This is a genomic window from Brevibacterium atlanticum (genome assembly GCF_011617245.1).
GTDB lineage: Bacteria > Actinomycetota > Actinomycetes > Actinomycetales > Brevibacteriaceae > Brevibacterium > Brevibacterium atlanticum.
Genome location: NZ_CP050152.1, coordinates 2985054 through 2999555, shown reverse-complemented (window position 1 = coordinate 2999555; position 14502 = coordinate 2985054). Strand labels below are relative to the sequence as shown.

Here is a 14502-nt window from a genome sequence, read left to right as displayed (position 1 = left end):
CCCCGAGTGCGCGCGGTGACGAGGATGGAAGACATGACAACGACAGAGACAGCACCCCTCGCCCCGACCGGCCGTCGCTCCCGGATCGTCGCCCTCGACGTCGTCCGCGGCTTCGCCCTCTGCGGGATCCTCCTGGTCAACCTGCCTCCGATGTTCGATCTCGGCGTCGACGGGCAGGCGATGAGCTTCTACCGGTTCTACGAGGACGCCGTTCAGAACCGCTTCTTCCCGATCTTCTCCTTCCTCTTCGGCATCGGCTTCGGCCTGATGTGGCTGAGCGCATCCGAGCGCAGCCCTCGTCCCCGCCTGGCATTGCTGCGCCGCTTCGCGTTCCTCGCGGTCATCGGCGGCCTTCACCAGCTCCTCCAGCCCGGCGAGGCGCTCCTGCCCTACGCGATCGCGGGCATCGTCGTCCTCCTGCCCTCGACCTGGATTTCCCAGCGCTGGCTGAACATGATCACCGGCATCCTCGGCGCAATCCTGCTGATCACGGCGATCTTCAGCGGAGGCGGCATGGTGATCATCCCGGGGCTCTTCCTCCTCGGCTTCGCCACCGGCGGCAGCGGACTCATCCGCCGCGCCCTCGACCACCCCGGGCTCCTGGCATTCCTCGGCTCACTCACCGCGGCGATCAGCGTGGCAGGATTCCTCGTCACCGACTACGAGACGCGCCAGATCAACCAGTGGATCAACGCGGGCCTGGGCATTGCGATGGCCTTCACCTACGTCGTCATCCTCGTCCTGCTCCTGCGCACCCCCGCCGAGGCGGTCCTGCGTCCCGTGCTCTCCCCGCTGGGTCGAATGGCGCTGAGCAACTACGTCGGAGCGACGCTCCTCATCGTCGCCGTCCGAGCGGTGGTCCCGGACCTCAGCCGGTTCGATTCTCACGGCGGCTACCTCGCCGGTCTGATCATTTCGATCGGGATCCTCACCGTCCAGGTCATCGTATCCACGCTGTGGCTGCGGTTCTTCGGACAGGGACCGTTGGAGAAGCTGTGGCGTTTCGTCACTTGGGGCCGCTCCGACCGTACCGCGAGGACTGTCGCCTGAGAGATGAGTGTGGCCAGATTGCACATTTCCGGCCCGGATTTGGCAATCTGGCCACACCCATCGGAGCAGCAAGTCAACGGAACCCGACGAGGAGGCTGGTTCCAGGTGATCCCGACGAGGAGGCTGGGTCCAGCGGCACCTCACGAGTTCACGCGGATGACCTCTTCCTGATACGGCGCAATGACTGAGCCTGAGATCCGCAGGTCGAGAAGCAGGAACGGCCGCGCCTCGACAGCAGTCGCCTTCCACTCTTCGACGACTTCGAGATCGGCGAGCCGATGGACCGCGACCCCGCGACCACCGGCCGCCGTTGCCAGGGCAGCGAAGTCGATCTCGTCGATGAGCATCGGTGAGGTCTCGAGTCCCTTGAGTCCGTAGAGGTTGATCTCGGCGCCGTACGCGGCATCGTTGAAGACCACCGCCATTCCGCGACCGCCGGCCACGCGGATCGCGGTGTCGAGGTCGGACAGGGCCATCGCTCCACCGCCGTCGCCGGTGGCGAGCACGACGGTCGACTCGGGGTTGGCCCGGGCGGCACCGGCCACGCTGTGCCAGCCCAGCCCGATCGACTGGAACGCGGTGCCGACCATCGCGAGTCGTTCGGGTGCCGCCGGCTCCCAGAACATGTTCGCCCACGCGATGAAATGCCCGCCGTCGGAGACGACGACGCGGTCGGAGGGCAGAAGCTCGCCGAGGCGGTCGGCCGCCGCTCGCGGATCGAGCCTGCCGTCGTCGGCGAGCTCACCGCCGACATCGTAAGCACGGTCCGCTGCGGTATCGACGCTCTCACGCCACGGGGTGCGAACGGAGACACCGTCGGTGGCAACAGCACCCTCGGCCGGACGCAGCCGCTCGACGAGCTCAGCAGCGGCCAGCTGCGCATCGGCGCGGACGAACCCTCCCACTCTGGAGTGCGTGGCCCGATCATCGGTGTCGATCTGCCACACCGAAGTCGTGGGATGGAAGAGCTCGCCGAAGCGCATCGTGAACTGGTTGAGTGAGGCCCCGATGACGACGGCGACGTCGGCCTCCCGGATGCGCTCCATCGCAGCCGGTGCCCCGAATCCACCGGCCACGCCGAGGTCGAATTCGGAGTCGGGGAACAGGTTGCGCCCGAGCGCTGTGGTCGCTGTCAGGGCACCCGTGGCCGCCGCGAGTTCGCCGAGCACGGGACCTGCCCCGGCCAGCCACGCACCGCGACCGGCGAGCAGGAACGGTCGCTCCGCCTCGGCGAGCTCATCCGCAAGTCGATCGAGGGCCGCCTGCGCGGATTCCGAATCCGGTGCCAGGGGAGCAGGTCGACCCGGACCGGGCACGGCCGGGATCTCACCGATGTCGAGGGTGGCGACGTCGTAGGGGATCGCCAGCACCACGGGCACCCGGTAGGTCAGCGCATGTTCGACGGCGGTGACCGTCGCCGCGGCAGCGTCGACCCGGCCGACCGTGTACGTGCGCACACCCACGGCCGAGGCCATGGCGATCTGATCGACGTCCCATGGTCGGGGTCCGGAGGTGGGTTCGTCGCCGACGATGAGGACGAGGGGAACCCTGGCCTGGGCCGCCTCGGCGAGGGCGGTGAGCGTATTCGTGAACCCGGCACCGTAGGTCGTGGTGGCCGCCGCGATCCGCCCGGACGTGCGGAAGTGGGCGTCGGCGGCGACGACCGCTCCGGCTTCGTGGCGGACGGCGGTGTAGCGCGCCGAGGTGGTCCTCAGCAGGGCGTCGAGGAAGTAGGCGTTGCCGTTGCCCATGAGGCCGAAGACATCGTCGACGTGAGTTGCGAGTGTGTGCGCGACGTGCGCGGAAGCATGTGCCATGGCGGGCCTTTCGCTGGTGAGACGCGGAGATATGGAAGAGATGATCCATATGTGTCTCACACGCGGGCTTCCGCGGCTTCGCGCCCCTTTTTCGGGCGCCGGCTGATGTGCGCTCGCGGTACTCGCCGTCTTCCGGCGTCGCCGAGAGCGGCTCAGCCTGACTCTTCGAATATAGGTGACTGTGCCGCTCGCCACCAAGTCGCATAACGCCCCAGCGCGCAGATCGCACCCCTCAGAACTACCTGACGGCGGCGCAGCAACCTCGCGCGAGGTTGCTGCGCCGCCGTCAGGTAGTAATCAGCGGTTCAGGCGTTCTTTCCAGGCCGCGATGATCTCCGGTGACGTCGGCTTCGAGACGAAGGATCCGATGAGGTAGCCCAGCAGCGAGGCGATGAGGCCGAGGTAGATGGCCGACTCGGCATAGATGCCTGAGACGATCATGACGACCACGGTGGTCACGGCACCGAGGATCATGCCGGCCATGACGCCGACGATGGTGCCGCGCTTGAACACAAGTCCGCCGAGGATCGGGATGAAGAGTCCGGCGACGAGGAGGTTGTACGCGACCGTGAGCGCCTCGACGACGCTGGGCATGATCATCGCCAGCACCAGCGTGACGATGCCGAGACCGATGAGGTAGATGCGCGAGTCGCGGATCTCGTCCCCGGTCTCGCGGACGAGGGACTTCACCAGCGTCGATTTCGCCCCGGATGCGCTCGCCGAGGTGGCCCCACCCGATCCGTCGACCGATCCCACACCGTCGGCCGGGTCCGTCCCGACGCTTGCGGCGTTGCCCGCGCCCGATCCGTCGACCGACGTCATATCCGTGCGGGCGAGGATCGGTTCGACGATGTCCTGCCGGCACACGGTCGAGGCCGCCATGAGTGAGCCCGAGGCCGTCGACATCATTGCGGCCAGAGCCGCGGCGAGGACGAGACCGGCGAGCACCGGCGACATCGAGGCGTCGACGACGGCGACGAACACATCATCGGGAACCTCGATGCCCGGCACGATCTTCGTTGCGGCCATGCCGATGAGCGCACCCGCCGCCGCATAGAGCAGGCAGTACACTCCGGCGGAGAATCCGCCCCACCGAGCCACCCCGGGGGAGCGGGCGGTGAACACGCGCTGCCAGATGTCCTGCCCGATGAGCAGGCCGAGGGTGTAGATTAGGATGTAGCCGAGCACGGCCTGCCACCCGATGCCCACCGGTGAGGTCTGCGATGCCGGGAGCGAGGCGAACAGATCGCCCAGTCCGCCGGACTTGCTCAGCACGATCGGGAGCATGATGAGGAAGATGCCGACGGTCTGGATGAGGAACTGGACGAAGTCGGTGAGCGTGATCGACCACATCCCGCCGAGCATCGAGTAGAGGATGACGATGCCGCCGCCGATGAGCACCGACCAGAACTTGTTGAGGTCGAACAGGGCGTGGAACACCGTCGCGTAGGCCACCGTCGACGTCGTCGAGATCATCAACCCGTAGGCGGTCATGATCGCGCCGGAGATGAACCGCGAGCCCTTCCCGTAGCGGAGTTCGAGCATCTGCGAGACCGTGTAGATCTCGAGCTTCTGAATCCGCGGGGCGAATAGCAGGGACAGCGCGATGATGCCGAGGCCGATCGACAGGACGAGCCACATGCCCGACAGCCCCGCGGTGTAGCCGAGGCCGACCCCGCCGATCGTCGACGCCCCGCCGAGCACGACGGCCGACATCGTCCCCGTGTAGAGCAGCCCGCCGAGGCGGCGACCGGCGACGAGGAAGTCGTCCTGGTTCTTCGCCTTGAACCTTCCCCAGATTCCGAATCCCACCATGGCGGCGAGATAGATGATGACTACCAGTGAGTCCACTGCGACTCCTCCTTCAGTGTCGGGGCAGGCCCCGACAGGTCCGATGTCGGTTCAGTGACCGACGGTGACGTGAATGACGGTGGGTACGGTGCGATCGAGCGCCTCGGCGACGGCGGACGGCAGGTCCGAATCGATGTCTGATTCGGCGATTGCCACCCCGGCCCCGCCCATCGACGCCCCGAGTGCGCCGAAATCCGGACGGGCGAGCCGGACGGCGAAGGGAGCGATGTCGCGCTCGACCATCTGCGCCTCGATCTCCGCGTAACCGCCGTTGTCGACGACGACGAAGGGAATGCCGAGCCCCAGCTCCGCAGCCGTCATGATCTCCTGGACGGAGAACATGGCCGCCCCATCGCCGAGGATGCACACGACGGGCCGGGCCGGATCGGCGACCTTCGCTCCGAGCGCGGCGGGAATGCCGTAGCCCAGGGTCGCGAAGCCGGGCATGTAGAGCAGCTGGTCGGGGGTGCGCGCGGTCAGGGCGTGCACGGTTCCGTCGTAGGTGACCTGCGAGGAGTCGCCGGCGATGACGACGCCATCCCCGGCGCCGGCCGCGACGAGCCGGGTGACGCGGGCACCGATCGACGTGTAGTCGAAATCGGCGTCCCAGCCCTCCCGGATCCGTCCGGCCCGATCGGCCCCGGATTCCTTCGCCGAGGCGGCCCTGCCGTTGCTCTCGGGCGTCTCCGTTGCGGGACCATCCGCCGAGGAGGCCGCCGGGTTCCCGTCGCCGAGTGCGGTCATGAGTGCGGTGAGGAACTCCGCGGTGTCCGCGCAGGCGAGGACGTCGCCGGGCAGGTTCTTGTTCAGCTGGTCCGGGTCGATGTCGCAGCGGATGACGGTCTGTTCGGCAGATGGATCGCGGACGCCGATCGCACTCTGGGCGCCGATGATCCCGCCCCACAGATCCGAATCGGCCAGCTCGGAGCCGAGCACGATGAGCACATCCGCTGCGGCGGACTCGGCCTGGACACTGGGGAAGCGGACGTTCGAGCCGAGCGAGAGCGGATGGTCCTCGGGCAGGATGCCCTTGCCGTTGGCCGTCGTCGCCACAGGAGCGTCGAGCACCTCGGCGAAGCGGGCCACCTCGGTGCGGGCTCGCCGGGCTCCGCCGCCGGCGATGACGAGCGGACGCCGGGACCGTCGGACCGCCTCGGCGGCGCGGGTGACGACATGCTCGTCGAGGGCGGGACGGCGACCGATGAACGGGGTCGGGACGCTGCCGTTCCAGGCACCTTCGAGCACGTCGAGCGGAACCTCGATGTGCACGGGTCCGGGTCGAGATGAGGCGAACATCGCGAACGCCTCGGCGACGGCCTGGGCGGCACCTTCGGCGGTGCGAGTGCGCTGGGAGGACACGAGCAGCCGACCCACCGCGCCCGAGGAGTCCTTCGTCTCATGGAGCATGCCGACGTCGGCGCGCTCGAAGCCGGTGGGCACGCCGGGGGAGAGGATGAGCATCGGACGCGACTCCGCATACGCGGTCGCGGCGGCGGTGAGGACGTTCGTCAGACCCGGACCCGAGGTCGTGATGACGACCCCGGGCTTGCCGGAGACGAGGAAGTATCCGTCGGCACCGTAGCCGGCTCCCTGTTCGTGTCGCGGCGTCACCGCGCGGATTCCGAACTCCGGCAGGTGCCGGTAGAACTCGAGGTTGTGGGTGCCGGGGATGCCGAAGATCGTGTCGACGCCGTGCGCGGCAAGGGTGGCCACGACAGCCAGTCCGCCGTTGCGGAACTCCTCGGTCGTCATCTCAGACTCCGAGGGCTTCGCCGGAGGGTCCGGTCGGTCCGGTGGCGCCGGTGGCTTCGGCGGCCCATAGGGAGAGCATCTCGTAGCCGACGTGTGCGGCGGCCAAGCCGGTGATCTCGGCATGGTCGTAGGCCGGGGCGACCTCGACGATCTCGGCGCCGACGATGTTGAGGCCCTGCAGTCCGCGGATCGAGTTGAGCAGCTCGCGGCTGGTCATGCCGCCGGCCTCGGGGGTGCCGGTGCCGGGTGCGGCGGCCGGGTCGAGGACGTCGATGTCGACCGAGAGGTAGACGGGGGCATCGCCGAGGCGGGCGCGCATGCGGGCGACGACATCGGCCACCGAGGTGAACTGGTAGTCGTCGCTGCGGATGATCTGGAAGCCGAGCACACTGTCGTCCTCGAGGTCCTGCCTTCCGTAGAGGGGCCCGCGGATGCCGACGTGCAGGCAGGATTCGAGGTCGAGCAGACCCTCTTCGCTGGCCCGGCGGAACGGGGTGCCGTGCGTGTACGGGGCACCGAAGTAGGTGTCCCAGGTGTCGAGGTGGGCGTCGAAGTGGAGGACGGCGATCTTCCCATGCGTCTTGTGCAGGGACCGCAGGTTGGGCAGGGCCAGGGTGTGGTCCCCGCCGAGGGTGAGCAGCTTCGCCCCGTCGGCGCGCATCTCGTCGGCGTTGGCTTCGACGGTGGTGATGGCCTTTTCGATGTCGAAGGGGTTGACCCCGAGGTCACCGCAGTCGGCGACCTGCTGCGCGGTGAACGGGTGGACGTTCGTGGCCTGGTTGTAGGGGCGCAGCAGCTTCGAGGACTGGCGGATGTGAGTAGGGCCGAAGCGTGCTCCCGGTCGGTAGCTGACGCCGGCGTCGAAGGGGATGCCGATGACCTTGACGTCGATCTTCTCACCTGGGCGGGCGGCCTCGACCTCGTCGATGCGTGGGAGCAGTCCGAAGGTCGGGGGACCTGCGTAGCGGGGCGTCTTGCTGTAGTCGGCTGGGCCGAGTGGCTGAGACGGCATCGGCTCTCTCCTTCGTTCTCGCGGGCGATGTGCCATCAGCCTAGGACGTGGCCCAGGCAACACCGATATCCGCTATGGACGAAATGGATCGTGGGGTATCCGGTCTGGATAGTATGGGCGCATGGTCAGCCTCGAACAGCTGTGGTCGCGCAGCGAACTCGCTCTCGATGTCATCGTCGACTCACCCACCGCAGCCGAGCAGGAGGTGACGATCGTCCACTCCTCGGAGCTGCCGGAGGTCGACGAATGGCTCGCCGGAGGGGAGGTGCTGCTGACGATCGGGGTCGGGCAGGACCTCGGGGCGGTCACGGTGAAGGACTATGTCCGCCGCCTCAAGGCCGTCGGCGTCCATGCACTCGGCATCGGGCTCGGCTCCGATCTGCCGTGGCAGCAGGTGCCGCCGATCCTCATCGCGGAGGCCGAAACGGTCGGACTCCCGCTCTTCGGAGTGCCCGAACCGGTGCCGTTCGTCGCCGTCGTCGATGCCTTCACCCGCATGCGTGAGGCCGAGACGAACCGTGAGCTGACACGGGCGAGCAGCGCCGCGAGGCGCTTCGCCGCCGCACTGGCGCAGTCGGGACCGGCCGCCCTGGTGGCGGATCTGGCCGAGACGCTCGGCACTCGGGTGCGCTTCGTTTCGCCCACAGGGCGGGCCCTGACCGGGGACGATGCCGATCCCGACGTGCGCATGGTGCTCATCGAGGAGTGTCTGAAGCCCTCACTCGCCCCGCGGCTGGTCCGCACCGGCGAGCACATCGTCGAGGCCGTTCCGCTCGGCAGCGACCGGCCGCTGGGGTGGATTCTCACCCCCGCCGAGGCGGCCGGTTCTCCGAAGACGCGTGCCCTTCTCCTGTCGACTGCGGCCTCCCTGCTGGCGATGACGCTCTCGGATCTGCCTGCTCGGACCGGGCACTCACCGCTATTCACGACGGCGATGACCACCGAGGAGGCACGCGCCGAGTGGGTGCGGGCGACGGGGCTGGCACCGGTGGCGATGACCGGGATGCGCATCTTCGGCGGGGTGCGCGGGGACGCAGCGGAGAACCTCATCGCCGATATCGTCGGCGAAGCCCTGCTCACGCGTGCCGGGTCGATCCTCGCTGTCGCCGGGTCGACCGAACGGGGTCTCGACGATCTCGTGCTCCGCGCCGCCGAGGCGACGGGACTCGAGGCGCTGGCGGAGAAGAGAGTGGCACCCGCCGGGATTCACCACGCGTGGACGCTGTGGCGGAGCCAGCACGAATCCGCAGCATCGGAGGTCAGGGCTCTGCTGTCCTCGGTTGATGAGGACGCGGCCGCCCGCTTCGTCGACGGCGTCCTCGGCGAGCTCATCCGCGCCGGGGGAGGCCAGGAGCTGTTGGCGACGCTGCGGGTCTACATCGCCGCTTCGGGAGCTAGGGAGCAGGTGGCAGCGGAACTCGGCATCCACCGTCACACGGTGCGTGCGAGGCTGAAGAAGATCGAGGCGCTGCTCGGCCGGGACCTCACCCGGGCAGGCGACGTCCAGACCGTGGCGATGGCCCTCGAACTCGCCGAACTCTGACCGGTTTCGTCATTCCCGCTTCAGCCGAAGTGTTCGGTGCGGAAGGTCTGCGCGATCGACAGGACCCGTTCGAGCGCTTCGTCCTCGCCGATGCTGATGCGCACCCCGGCACCGAGGTTGCGCACCGCCACCGCCTGTTCGACGCAGGCGTCTTCGAAAGCGCCGGACTTCTCACCCAGCGGCAGCCAGACGAAGTTCGCCTGCGCCTCGGGCACGTCCCAGCCCTGTGCGCGCAGCGCCTGGGCGAAGGCGTCCCGTGTCGCAGCGATCGAGCGGGAACGTTCGAGCACCTCATCCCAGTGCTTGAGCGATTCGACGGCGGCGGCCTGGCTGAGGTCGGTGACGCCGAAGGGGATGACGGCCTTGAGCAGACCGGTGATGACCTGCGGGTGGGCCACCGCATAGCCGACGCGCAGTCCGGCCAGGCCGTGGGCCTTGGAGAAGGTGCGCAGCAGCACGAGGTTCGCGTGGTCTTTCACCAGTTCGAGTCCGCGAACGCGGTCGGGGGCAGTGGCGAATTCCCAGTACGCCTCGTCGAGGGCGACGAGCACATGGTCGGGAACCTCGTCGAGGAAGGCGCGCACCTCGGTGTCGGTGAGGACCGGGCCAGTGGGGTTGTTCGGTGAGCAGAGGATGATGAGGCTCGTCCGGTCGGTGATCGCTCGCGCCATCGCCGGCAGGTCGTGGCGGCCGTCGGCGGTCAGCGGCACTTCGATGCGCGCGGACCCGGCGAGTCCGGTCGTCTGCGGGTACATCTCGAACGACGGCCACGGGTAGATGGCTTCGGTGCTCGCATCCGAGGTGATCTGGGTGAGAGCCACGAGCAGTTCGGAGGCTCCGGTGGTGACGACGAGTTCATCGATGCCCACACCGAGGCGGCCTGCCAGTCCCTCTCGCAGCGTCAGAGCCGCGTCGTCGGGGTAGTGTGCCGGGTCCGTGGCATGGGCGACCATGGCGTCGAGCACCGCGGGCAGGGGTGGGAGGAAGTTCTCGTTCGAGGAGAGTTTGAACGACCGCAGCCCATCGACCTGACGCGGGGGCTTGCCCGGAATGTAGGGCGGGAAGGTGTCGAGGGCGGACCGCAGGCGCGGCCCCGATGGGGCAGAAGAGGAAGGGTTCTCGGCGTTCATGCCCTCATGATGTCACAGGCGCCGGGGCGGTCGACCGACTCACCACGGTTTGTCCGGTGCGGACCGTCCGCCGTCGCCGCCGGGGCCCTGCTGTTGCTGCTGCCGGTCGGAGTCCTCGCCGCGCTTCTCCAGCTCCTCCCGCTTCTTCTCGCGTTCGGACTTGCCGTCGGATTCCTCGGAGTTCTCCGAGTCATCGGAGCTCTCGTCCTCGGACTTCTCATCTCCCTCGGAGGACTTGTCGTCCTCGGACTTCTGGTCCCCATCCTGTGAGTCCCCATCCTGGGAGTCATCGCCCGAATCGCTGTCGTCGGTGCCGTCGTTCTTGGCTTTCTCGCCCTTCTTCTTGTCCTCGACGCGGTCTTTGGCCTGCTCGCTCTTCTGCTTCTCTTCGCTCTTCTTCGGCTGGCATTCCTCGGGTGCGTCCTCGAGGGTCTTGAGCGAACGGTCGTAGAGTTCCTGCGACTGGTCGGGATCCTGTGAGGAGATCTCATCGGCCTGTTTCTCGTAGACGAAGGACAGGTTGATCCGGACCGCGCATTCGGCGGAGGTCGGTGCGATCTTCAGCGCCGCCTCGAGGTCGGACTGGGCTTCGTCGTAGTCGCCGACGGCCGCCTCGGCGGTGCCGCGGTTGAAGTAGCCGATGTGCCGTTGGAGGGGGCTGAGCCGCAGGAAGGCGGTCGCGGCCTTCTTCGCTCCGGGAAAGTCGTTCGAGGTGTAGCGGACCTGGGAGGCGGTGCCGAAGTACGCTGTCACACCGATATAGGCGGCCACGAGTGTGAAGACCGTGCCGAGGATGAGGTTGATCTTCGTGATCCGGCGCAGCCGCGCCCACCGGCCTCTGATCCGGTTCATCGCGGGCCTCCTCGTTGGGCGGAGGATGCAGGCTGGCCGGACGACACGGGCTGGCCTGGTCCTGGCACCCCGCCGGGGGCGGGTCTGCCAGGCATGCCGCCTGGCCTCGGCTGGTAGGGAACATTCCCGGGCCCGGGAGGGCCGCCTCGGCGAGGGCGTGGGGGAGTGATCGCTTTGAGGCGGAGGTATTCGCGGACGCCGAAGACCAACTCCACGGCGATCCAGGCGAAGACGAGGATGAGGGGCACCCAGAAGTACTCGTCGACGGTGACCCGGCCGTCCTTCTTCACCAGGGCCTGATCGTACTTCGGGGCGGTGTAGACGCTGGAGATCGCACCCTTGCCGTCGCGGTGGTGATAGTCGACGCCGAGGTCGGAGGCGATCCGTTTGAGGTTTCCCTCGTCGATCTTCGAGATCCCCGGGTTGCCGTTGCCGTCGACGATGTAGTCATCGTGGTCGGCGCCGTTCGTGTCATCGTCACCGCCGAGACCCGGTTCGTCCCCTCCGGCGCCATCGCCGACGCCGGAGCCGAAGGGCTGCGAATCCCGCATCTTCCCGCCGGCTGCGGTGCCGTAGCCGAATACCGCTCCGCTGTCGATGCGGGAGGCGAAGGACGACCACGAGTCGGGGTCCTGATCGACCGTCTGCTCACCATCGCCGAAGTAGAACACGACGCTCTTGTTATCGGGGCGGTCCTCATCGTTGGCGCTCATGCGCTTGTCGAGCTCATCCCCGGCCTCGGTGATCGATGACCCCTTCGAATTCACGGAGGTCTCCGGGCTGAGCACGTCGACGGCGGAGGCGAAGGCGGTGTGATCGGTCGTCAGCGGCATCACGGTCGCCGCGGTCGAGGCGAAGGTGATGATGGACAGGCGAGTGCCGGGGAACTCCTTGGCGAGTGCGAGCATGTCCTCCTTCACCCCGTCGAGGCGGGTCCGGTCTCCGTCGAAGTCTTCGGCGGCCATCGACGTCGTCGTGTCGACGACGAAGTACACGTCCGCTTGGGCCTCGTACTCCTCGGTGGTGGACTTGATCGGGATGCCGGGGCGGGCGAGTGCCACTGCGAGGATCGCGACGACGCCCATCCGGGCGAACCATTTCCAGCGTGGACCGTCGCCGCGGATGGCGGGGATGAGGCACACGGTGAGAAGGGCGAGGACGAGGAAGCCCCAGCCGAACCAGGTGAAGACGGGATCGAAGATCATGATTTCGTCCTCCATGCCAGGACGAAGACTCCGGCGAGCCCGAACACGGCGAGCCCGAGCGGGATCGCGGGCATGTCGTGGACGATCGTGTAGGAACGGCCGGGAGTGTTCTCGGCCTCCTGGCTCTGGATCTCCTCGACGATGCGGTCGATGGTCGAGGCCGATCCCATATCGAACTGCTTGCCGCCGGTGCGGTCGGAGACCGATTTGAGCTCTTTCGTCTGCGTCGTCGTCAGGATCGAGGGCGGGGACAGGCTGTAGACGCGCACATCGGCATCGACGGCGATGTCGGCGGCCTCGTTGAGGTCGAACAGTGGATCTCCGGCGAGCATGTTGTCCGTGGCGAAGACGATCGACCGGGACCGCTTCTCGTCCTTCCGGTCGAAGTTGTCGACGCAGCTGACCAACCCGTCGCCGATGAGGGAGGAGCCGCCGATGTTCGGAGGCGAAGTCGACCACGAATAGTCGGTGCCCTCCGAGCCCCAGGTGCGGAAGCCGTCCTCGGCTTCGGCGAGGAAGTTCTCGACCATGTCGTAGTCGTCGGTGAGTGGGAAGGCCGAGACCGCTGTGGCATTGAAGACGGTCATGCCGATGCGTTCGCCGTCGAACCGGTCGACGAGTTCCTGATAGGCCTCGAGCAGGTCCGCGTCATAGCCGAGCATCGAACCCGAGACGTCGAGGCAGAGCATGACGTCGCGCAGCTTCTTCTCCGGGTTGACGGTTTCGATCCAGGCGGGGCGGGCGATGCCGGCCAGGGAGGACAGACCGGTGAGGACGATGACGCCGAGGAGGGCGACCGTGGTGAGCAGGCGGGTGCGCATGGCTCGGTGGAAGCTCGGCAGGCTCGTCATCCGACCGCTGTGGGCCACGGGCAGCGACGACGCTGTGGCTTTCGGGCGGCGGAAGAACCAGACCGCCGCGATGGCGAGGACTGCGAGGATGAGGGCCAGCCACCAGAACATCAGGACCATCGGGCCACCAGCTTCCTGGCATCGGCGATCTGTGCCTGCAGGTCCGCCGGCTCCGTTTCGGCGAACTCGGCTTCGTACAGGCCGAGGAGGCATGCGGCGAGGTCGTCGAGTCCGGCGACTGCGGCATCACGATAGGTCAGGTGTTCGGACTTGACGCCCCAGGCGTCGTGGGCGAAGTCGCGGACGATCTTCGCCAGCGTCCGCGCGGAATCGCGGACATCCGCGTTCTCCGTCTCCAGGTCCGACTCCACGCTCGAGATGCGCGAGAGGTAGGTGCTGCGCACCGGGATCGGGATGCGCGGGCCGCTGGCTCCGGTGGCACCGGCGGCGAGCCGGATGAGCGGGGCGAAGAAGTTGCCGGCGACGATGAGCAGCGCGAGGATCACCGCGACATACCAGGCGGGTGAGATCTGCAGGGGACCGACGAGTTCAGCGGGGCCCATGGCGGTGCCTCAGCAGAAGGGTGTGGAGTCGGCCCAGGGCCGACTTCGGATGATCGATCTCGGTGTGGGCGATGCCGAGCTTCGCGAGAAGGTCGATGCGATGCTGGCGGCGGGCCGCCTCGGCGAGGGCGAATTCCTGCCTCACCTGCGGTTTCGTCATCACCGCCGACGGCAGTCCATGATCGGGGCGGGCGACGTCGAACGGCGCCGAGGCGGCCGGCAGTCCCGCGAGATCCGCGTCGGTGACCGTGATCCACAGGACCTCGTGCTGGGCGCGGAGCCGGCGGATCATCGCCTCCTCGTCGGGACCGAGCGGGGCCTGGTCGGAGATGACGACGAGCAGCATCCGATGGTTGATGTGGGTGCTGATCCACTGCAGCTGGGTGTTGATCGCCCCGGGGGAGTCGGTGTCCGCTTCGGCGAGGATCTGCTGCAGGAGGTGCTCGAGGTGGGCTTCGCTGCCCTTGCGCGGGGAGGCGGTCGTGCGTTCGGCGCTGCCGTGGATGAGCATGACGTCGTCGCCGTGGCGCACGGCGAGGTAGCCGATCATTCCGGCCATGAGGATCGCCAGGTGGCGTTTGTCCGCTCCCGCCGAGGTCACGGCGTCGAAGTTCCGTGAGGTGTCGACGACGAGGCCGAGGATGTGCCGACGGTGAGCGACATAGCGTTTGACCAGCGGTTCGGTGTGTCGGGCCGTGGCCTTCCAGTCGATGTCGCGGATCTCGTCGCCGGGGATGTAGTCGCGCAGATCATCGAAGTCGAGGCTGTGGCCGTGGAACACCGAGGAGTAGTCGCCGTCGAGGAGGCGGCGAGTGCGGCGGTGGGCGTGGATGGTCATCCGCGCCTTGATGCGATTGAGCAGGACAGTCATCGTCG

At 67.8% G+C, this 14502-nt stretch carries 12 protein-coding genes; 2 read left to right on the top strand and 10 right to left on the bottom strand.

The genetic code is table 11. The annotated features are described in order from the left end of the window. Nucleotides 1-33 precede the first annotated feature (33 nt). Complete coding sequence (locus GUY23_RS13415; RefSeq protein WP_228282326.1) at nucleotides 34-1050, top strand: DUF418 domain-containing protein; 1017 nt, start codon at nucleotides 34-36, stop codon at nucleotides 1048-1050. Between the two features lie 140 nt (nucleotides 1051-1190). On the opposite strand, the gene GUY23_RS13410 is transcribed toward GUY23_RS13415, so the two are convergent. The 4 genes from GUY23_RS13410 to speB all read right to left on the bottom strand — a co-directional run bounded on the left by GUY23_RS13410 (nucleotide 1191) and on the right by speB (nucleotide 7482). Further along, nucleotides 1191-2867: a thiamine pyrophosphate-binding protein gene (locus GUY23_RS13410; protein WP_166973073.1), complete on the bottom strand. Its 1677-nt coding sequence runs from the start codon at nucleotides 2865-2867 to the stop codon at nucleotides 1191-1193. Between the two features lie 297 nt (nucleotides 2868-3164). Beyond that, nucleotides 3165-4718, bottom strand: a complete 1554-nt coding sequence (locus GUY23_RS13405; protein ID WP_166973071.1) for a sodium:solute symporter — start codon at nucleotides 4716-4718, stop codon at nucleotides 3165-3167. Between the two features lie 51 nt (nucleotides 4719-4769). Beyond that, on the bottom strand, nucleotides 4770-6470 hold the full coding sequence (locus GUY23_RS13400) for a thiamine pyrophosphate-binding protein (protein WP_166973069.1): 1701 nt from the start codon (nucleotides 6468-6470) through the stop codon (nucleotides 4770-4772). 1 nt (nucleotide 6471) lies between these two features. Next, nucleotides 6472-7482: an agmatinase gene (speB, locus tag GUY23_RS13395; RefSeq protein ID WP_166973067.1), complete on the bottom strand. Its 1011-nt coding sequence runs from the start codon at nucleotides 7480-7482 to the stop codon at nucleotides 6472-6474. A gap of 121 nt (nucleotides 7483-7603) precedes the next feature. On the opposite strand from speB, the gene GUY23_RS13390 reads away from it, so the two are divergent. After that, nucleotides 7604-9025, top strand: coding sequence for a PucR family transcriptional regulator (locus GUY23_RS13390; protein ID WP_166973065.1), 1422 nt, complete (start codon nucleotides 7604-7606; stop codon nucleotides 9023-9025). A 20-nt stretch (nucleotides 9026-9045) separates the two neighbouring features. Here GUY23_RS13390 and GUY23_RS13385 read toward each other — a convergent pair whose 3' ends face one another. From GUY23_RS13385 to GUY23_RS13360, 6 genes are read right to left on the bottom strand one after another with little or no spacing between them, the layout of a single operon-like run. Next, on the bottom strand, nucleotides 9046-10155 hold the full coding sequence (locus GUY23_RS13385; protein ID WP_166973063.1) for a histidinol-phosphate transaminase: 1110 nt from the start codon (nucleotides 10153-10155) through the stop codon (nucleotides 9046-9048). Between the two features lie 39 nt (nucleotides 10156-10194). After that, the gene (locus GUY23_RS13380; protein ID WP_166973061.1) at nucleotides 10195-11007 is read right to left on the bottom strand and encodes a tetratricopeptide repeat protein; all 813 of its coding nucleotides are present in this window, start codon (nucleotides 11005-11007) and stop codon (nucleotides 10195-10197) included. Then, nucleotides 11004-12212, bottom strand: coding sequence for a vWA domain-containing protein (locus tag GUY23_RS13375; RefSeq protein WP_208085364.1), 1209 nt, complete (start codon nucleotides 12210-12212; stop codon nucleotides 11004-11006). Before GUY23_RS13375 ends, GUY23_RS13380 begins: the two co-directional genes overlap by 4 nt. Beyond that, nucleotides 12209-13183 (bottom strand): vWA domain-containing protein, encoded by a 975-nt coding sequence (locus GUY23_RS13370; RefSeq protein ID WP_166973059.1) that lies wholly within the window; start codon nucleotides 13181-13183, stop codon nucleotides 12209-12211. Before GUY23_RS13370 ends, GUY23_RS13375 begins: the two co-directional genes overlap by 4 nt. After that, nucleotides 13174-13626 carry a hypothetical protein gene (locus GUY23_RS13365; RefSeq protein ID WP_166973057.1) on the bottom strand — a complete coding sequence of 151 codons (453 nt, stop codon included), beginning with the start codon at nucleotides 13624-13626 and terminating at the stop codon, nucleotides 13174-13176. The genes GUY23_RS13370 and GUY23_RS13365 overlap by 10 nt, the downstream gene beginning before the upstream one ends. Next, nucleotides 13613-14497 (bottom strand): DUF58 domain-containing protein, encoded by an 885-nt coding sequence (locus tag GUY23_RS13360; RefSeq protein WP_166973054.1) that lies wholly within the window; start codon nucleotides 14495-14497, stop codon nucleotides 13613-13615. The genes GUY23_RS13365 and GUY23_RS13360 overlap by 14 nt, the downstream gene beginning before the upstream one ends. Between the last annotated feature and the right edge of the window lie 5 nt (nucleotides 14498-14502).

Coding starts and splice junctions, on each gene's coding strand:
- GUY23_RS13370 (WP_166973059.1), bottom strand. CDS start 13,183: ATGGTCCTGATGTTCTGGTGGCTGGCCCTCATCCTCGCAGTCCTCGCC.
- GUY23_RS13385 (WP_166973063.1), bottom strand. CDS start 10,155: ATGAACGCCGAGAACCCTTCCTCTTCTGCCCCATCGGGGCCGCGCCTG.
- GUY23_RS13410 (WP_166973073.1), bottom strand. CDS start 2,867: ATGGCACATGCTTCCGCGCACGTCGCGCACACACTCGCAACTCACGTC.
- GUY23_RS13400 (WP_166973069.1), bottom strand. CDS start 6,470: ATGACGACCGAGGAGTTCCGCAACGGCGGACTGGCTGTCGTGGCCACC.
- GUY23_RS13380 (WP_166973061.1), bottom strand. CDS start 11,007: ATGAACCGGATCAGAGGCCGGTGGGCGCGGCTGCGCCGGATCACGAAG.
- GUY23_RS13375 (WP_208085364.1), bottom strand. CDS start 12,212: ATGATCTTCGATCCCGTCTTCACCTGGTTCGGCTGGGGCTTCCTCGTC.
- GUY23_RS13415 (WP_228282326.1), top strand. CDS start 34: ATGACAACGACAGAGACAGCACCCCTCGCCCCGACCGGCCGTCGCTCC.
- GUY23_RS13360 (WP_166973054.1), bottom strand. CDS start 14,497: ATGACTGTCCTGCTCAATCGCATCAAGGCGCGGATGACCATCCACGCC.
- GUY23_RS13365 (WP_166973057.1), bottom strand. CDS start 13,626: ATGGGCCCCGCTGAACTCGTCGGTCCCCTGCAGATCTCACCCGCCTGG.
- speB (WP_166973067.1), bottom strand. CDS start 7,482: ATGCCGTCTCAGCCACTCGGCCCAGCCGACTACAGCAAGACGCCCCGC.
- GUY23_RS13390 (WP_166973065.1), top strand. CDS start 7,604: ATGGTCAGCCTCGAACAGCTGTGGTCGCGCAGCGAACTCGCTCTCGAT.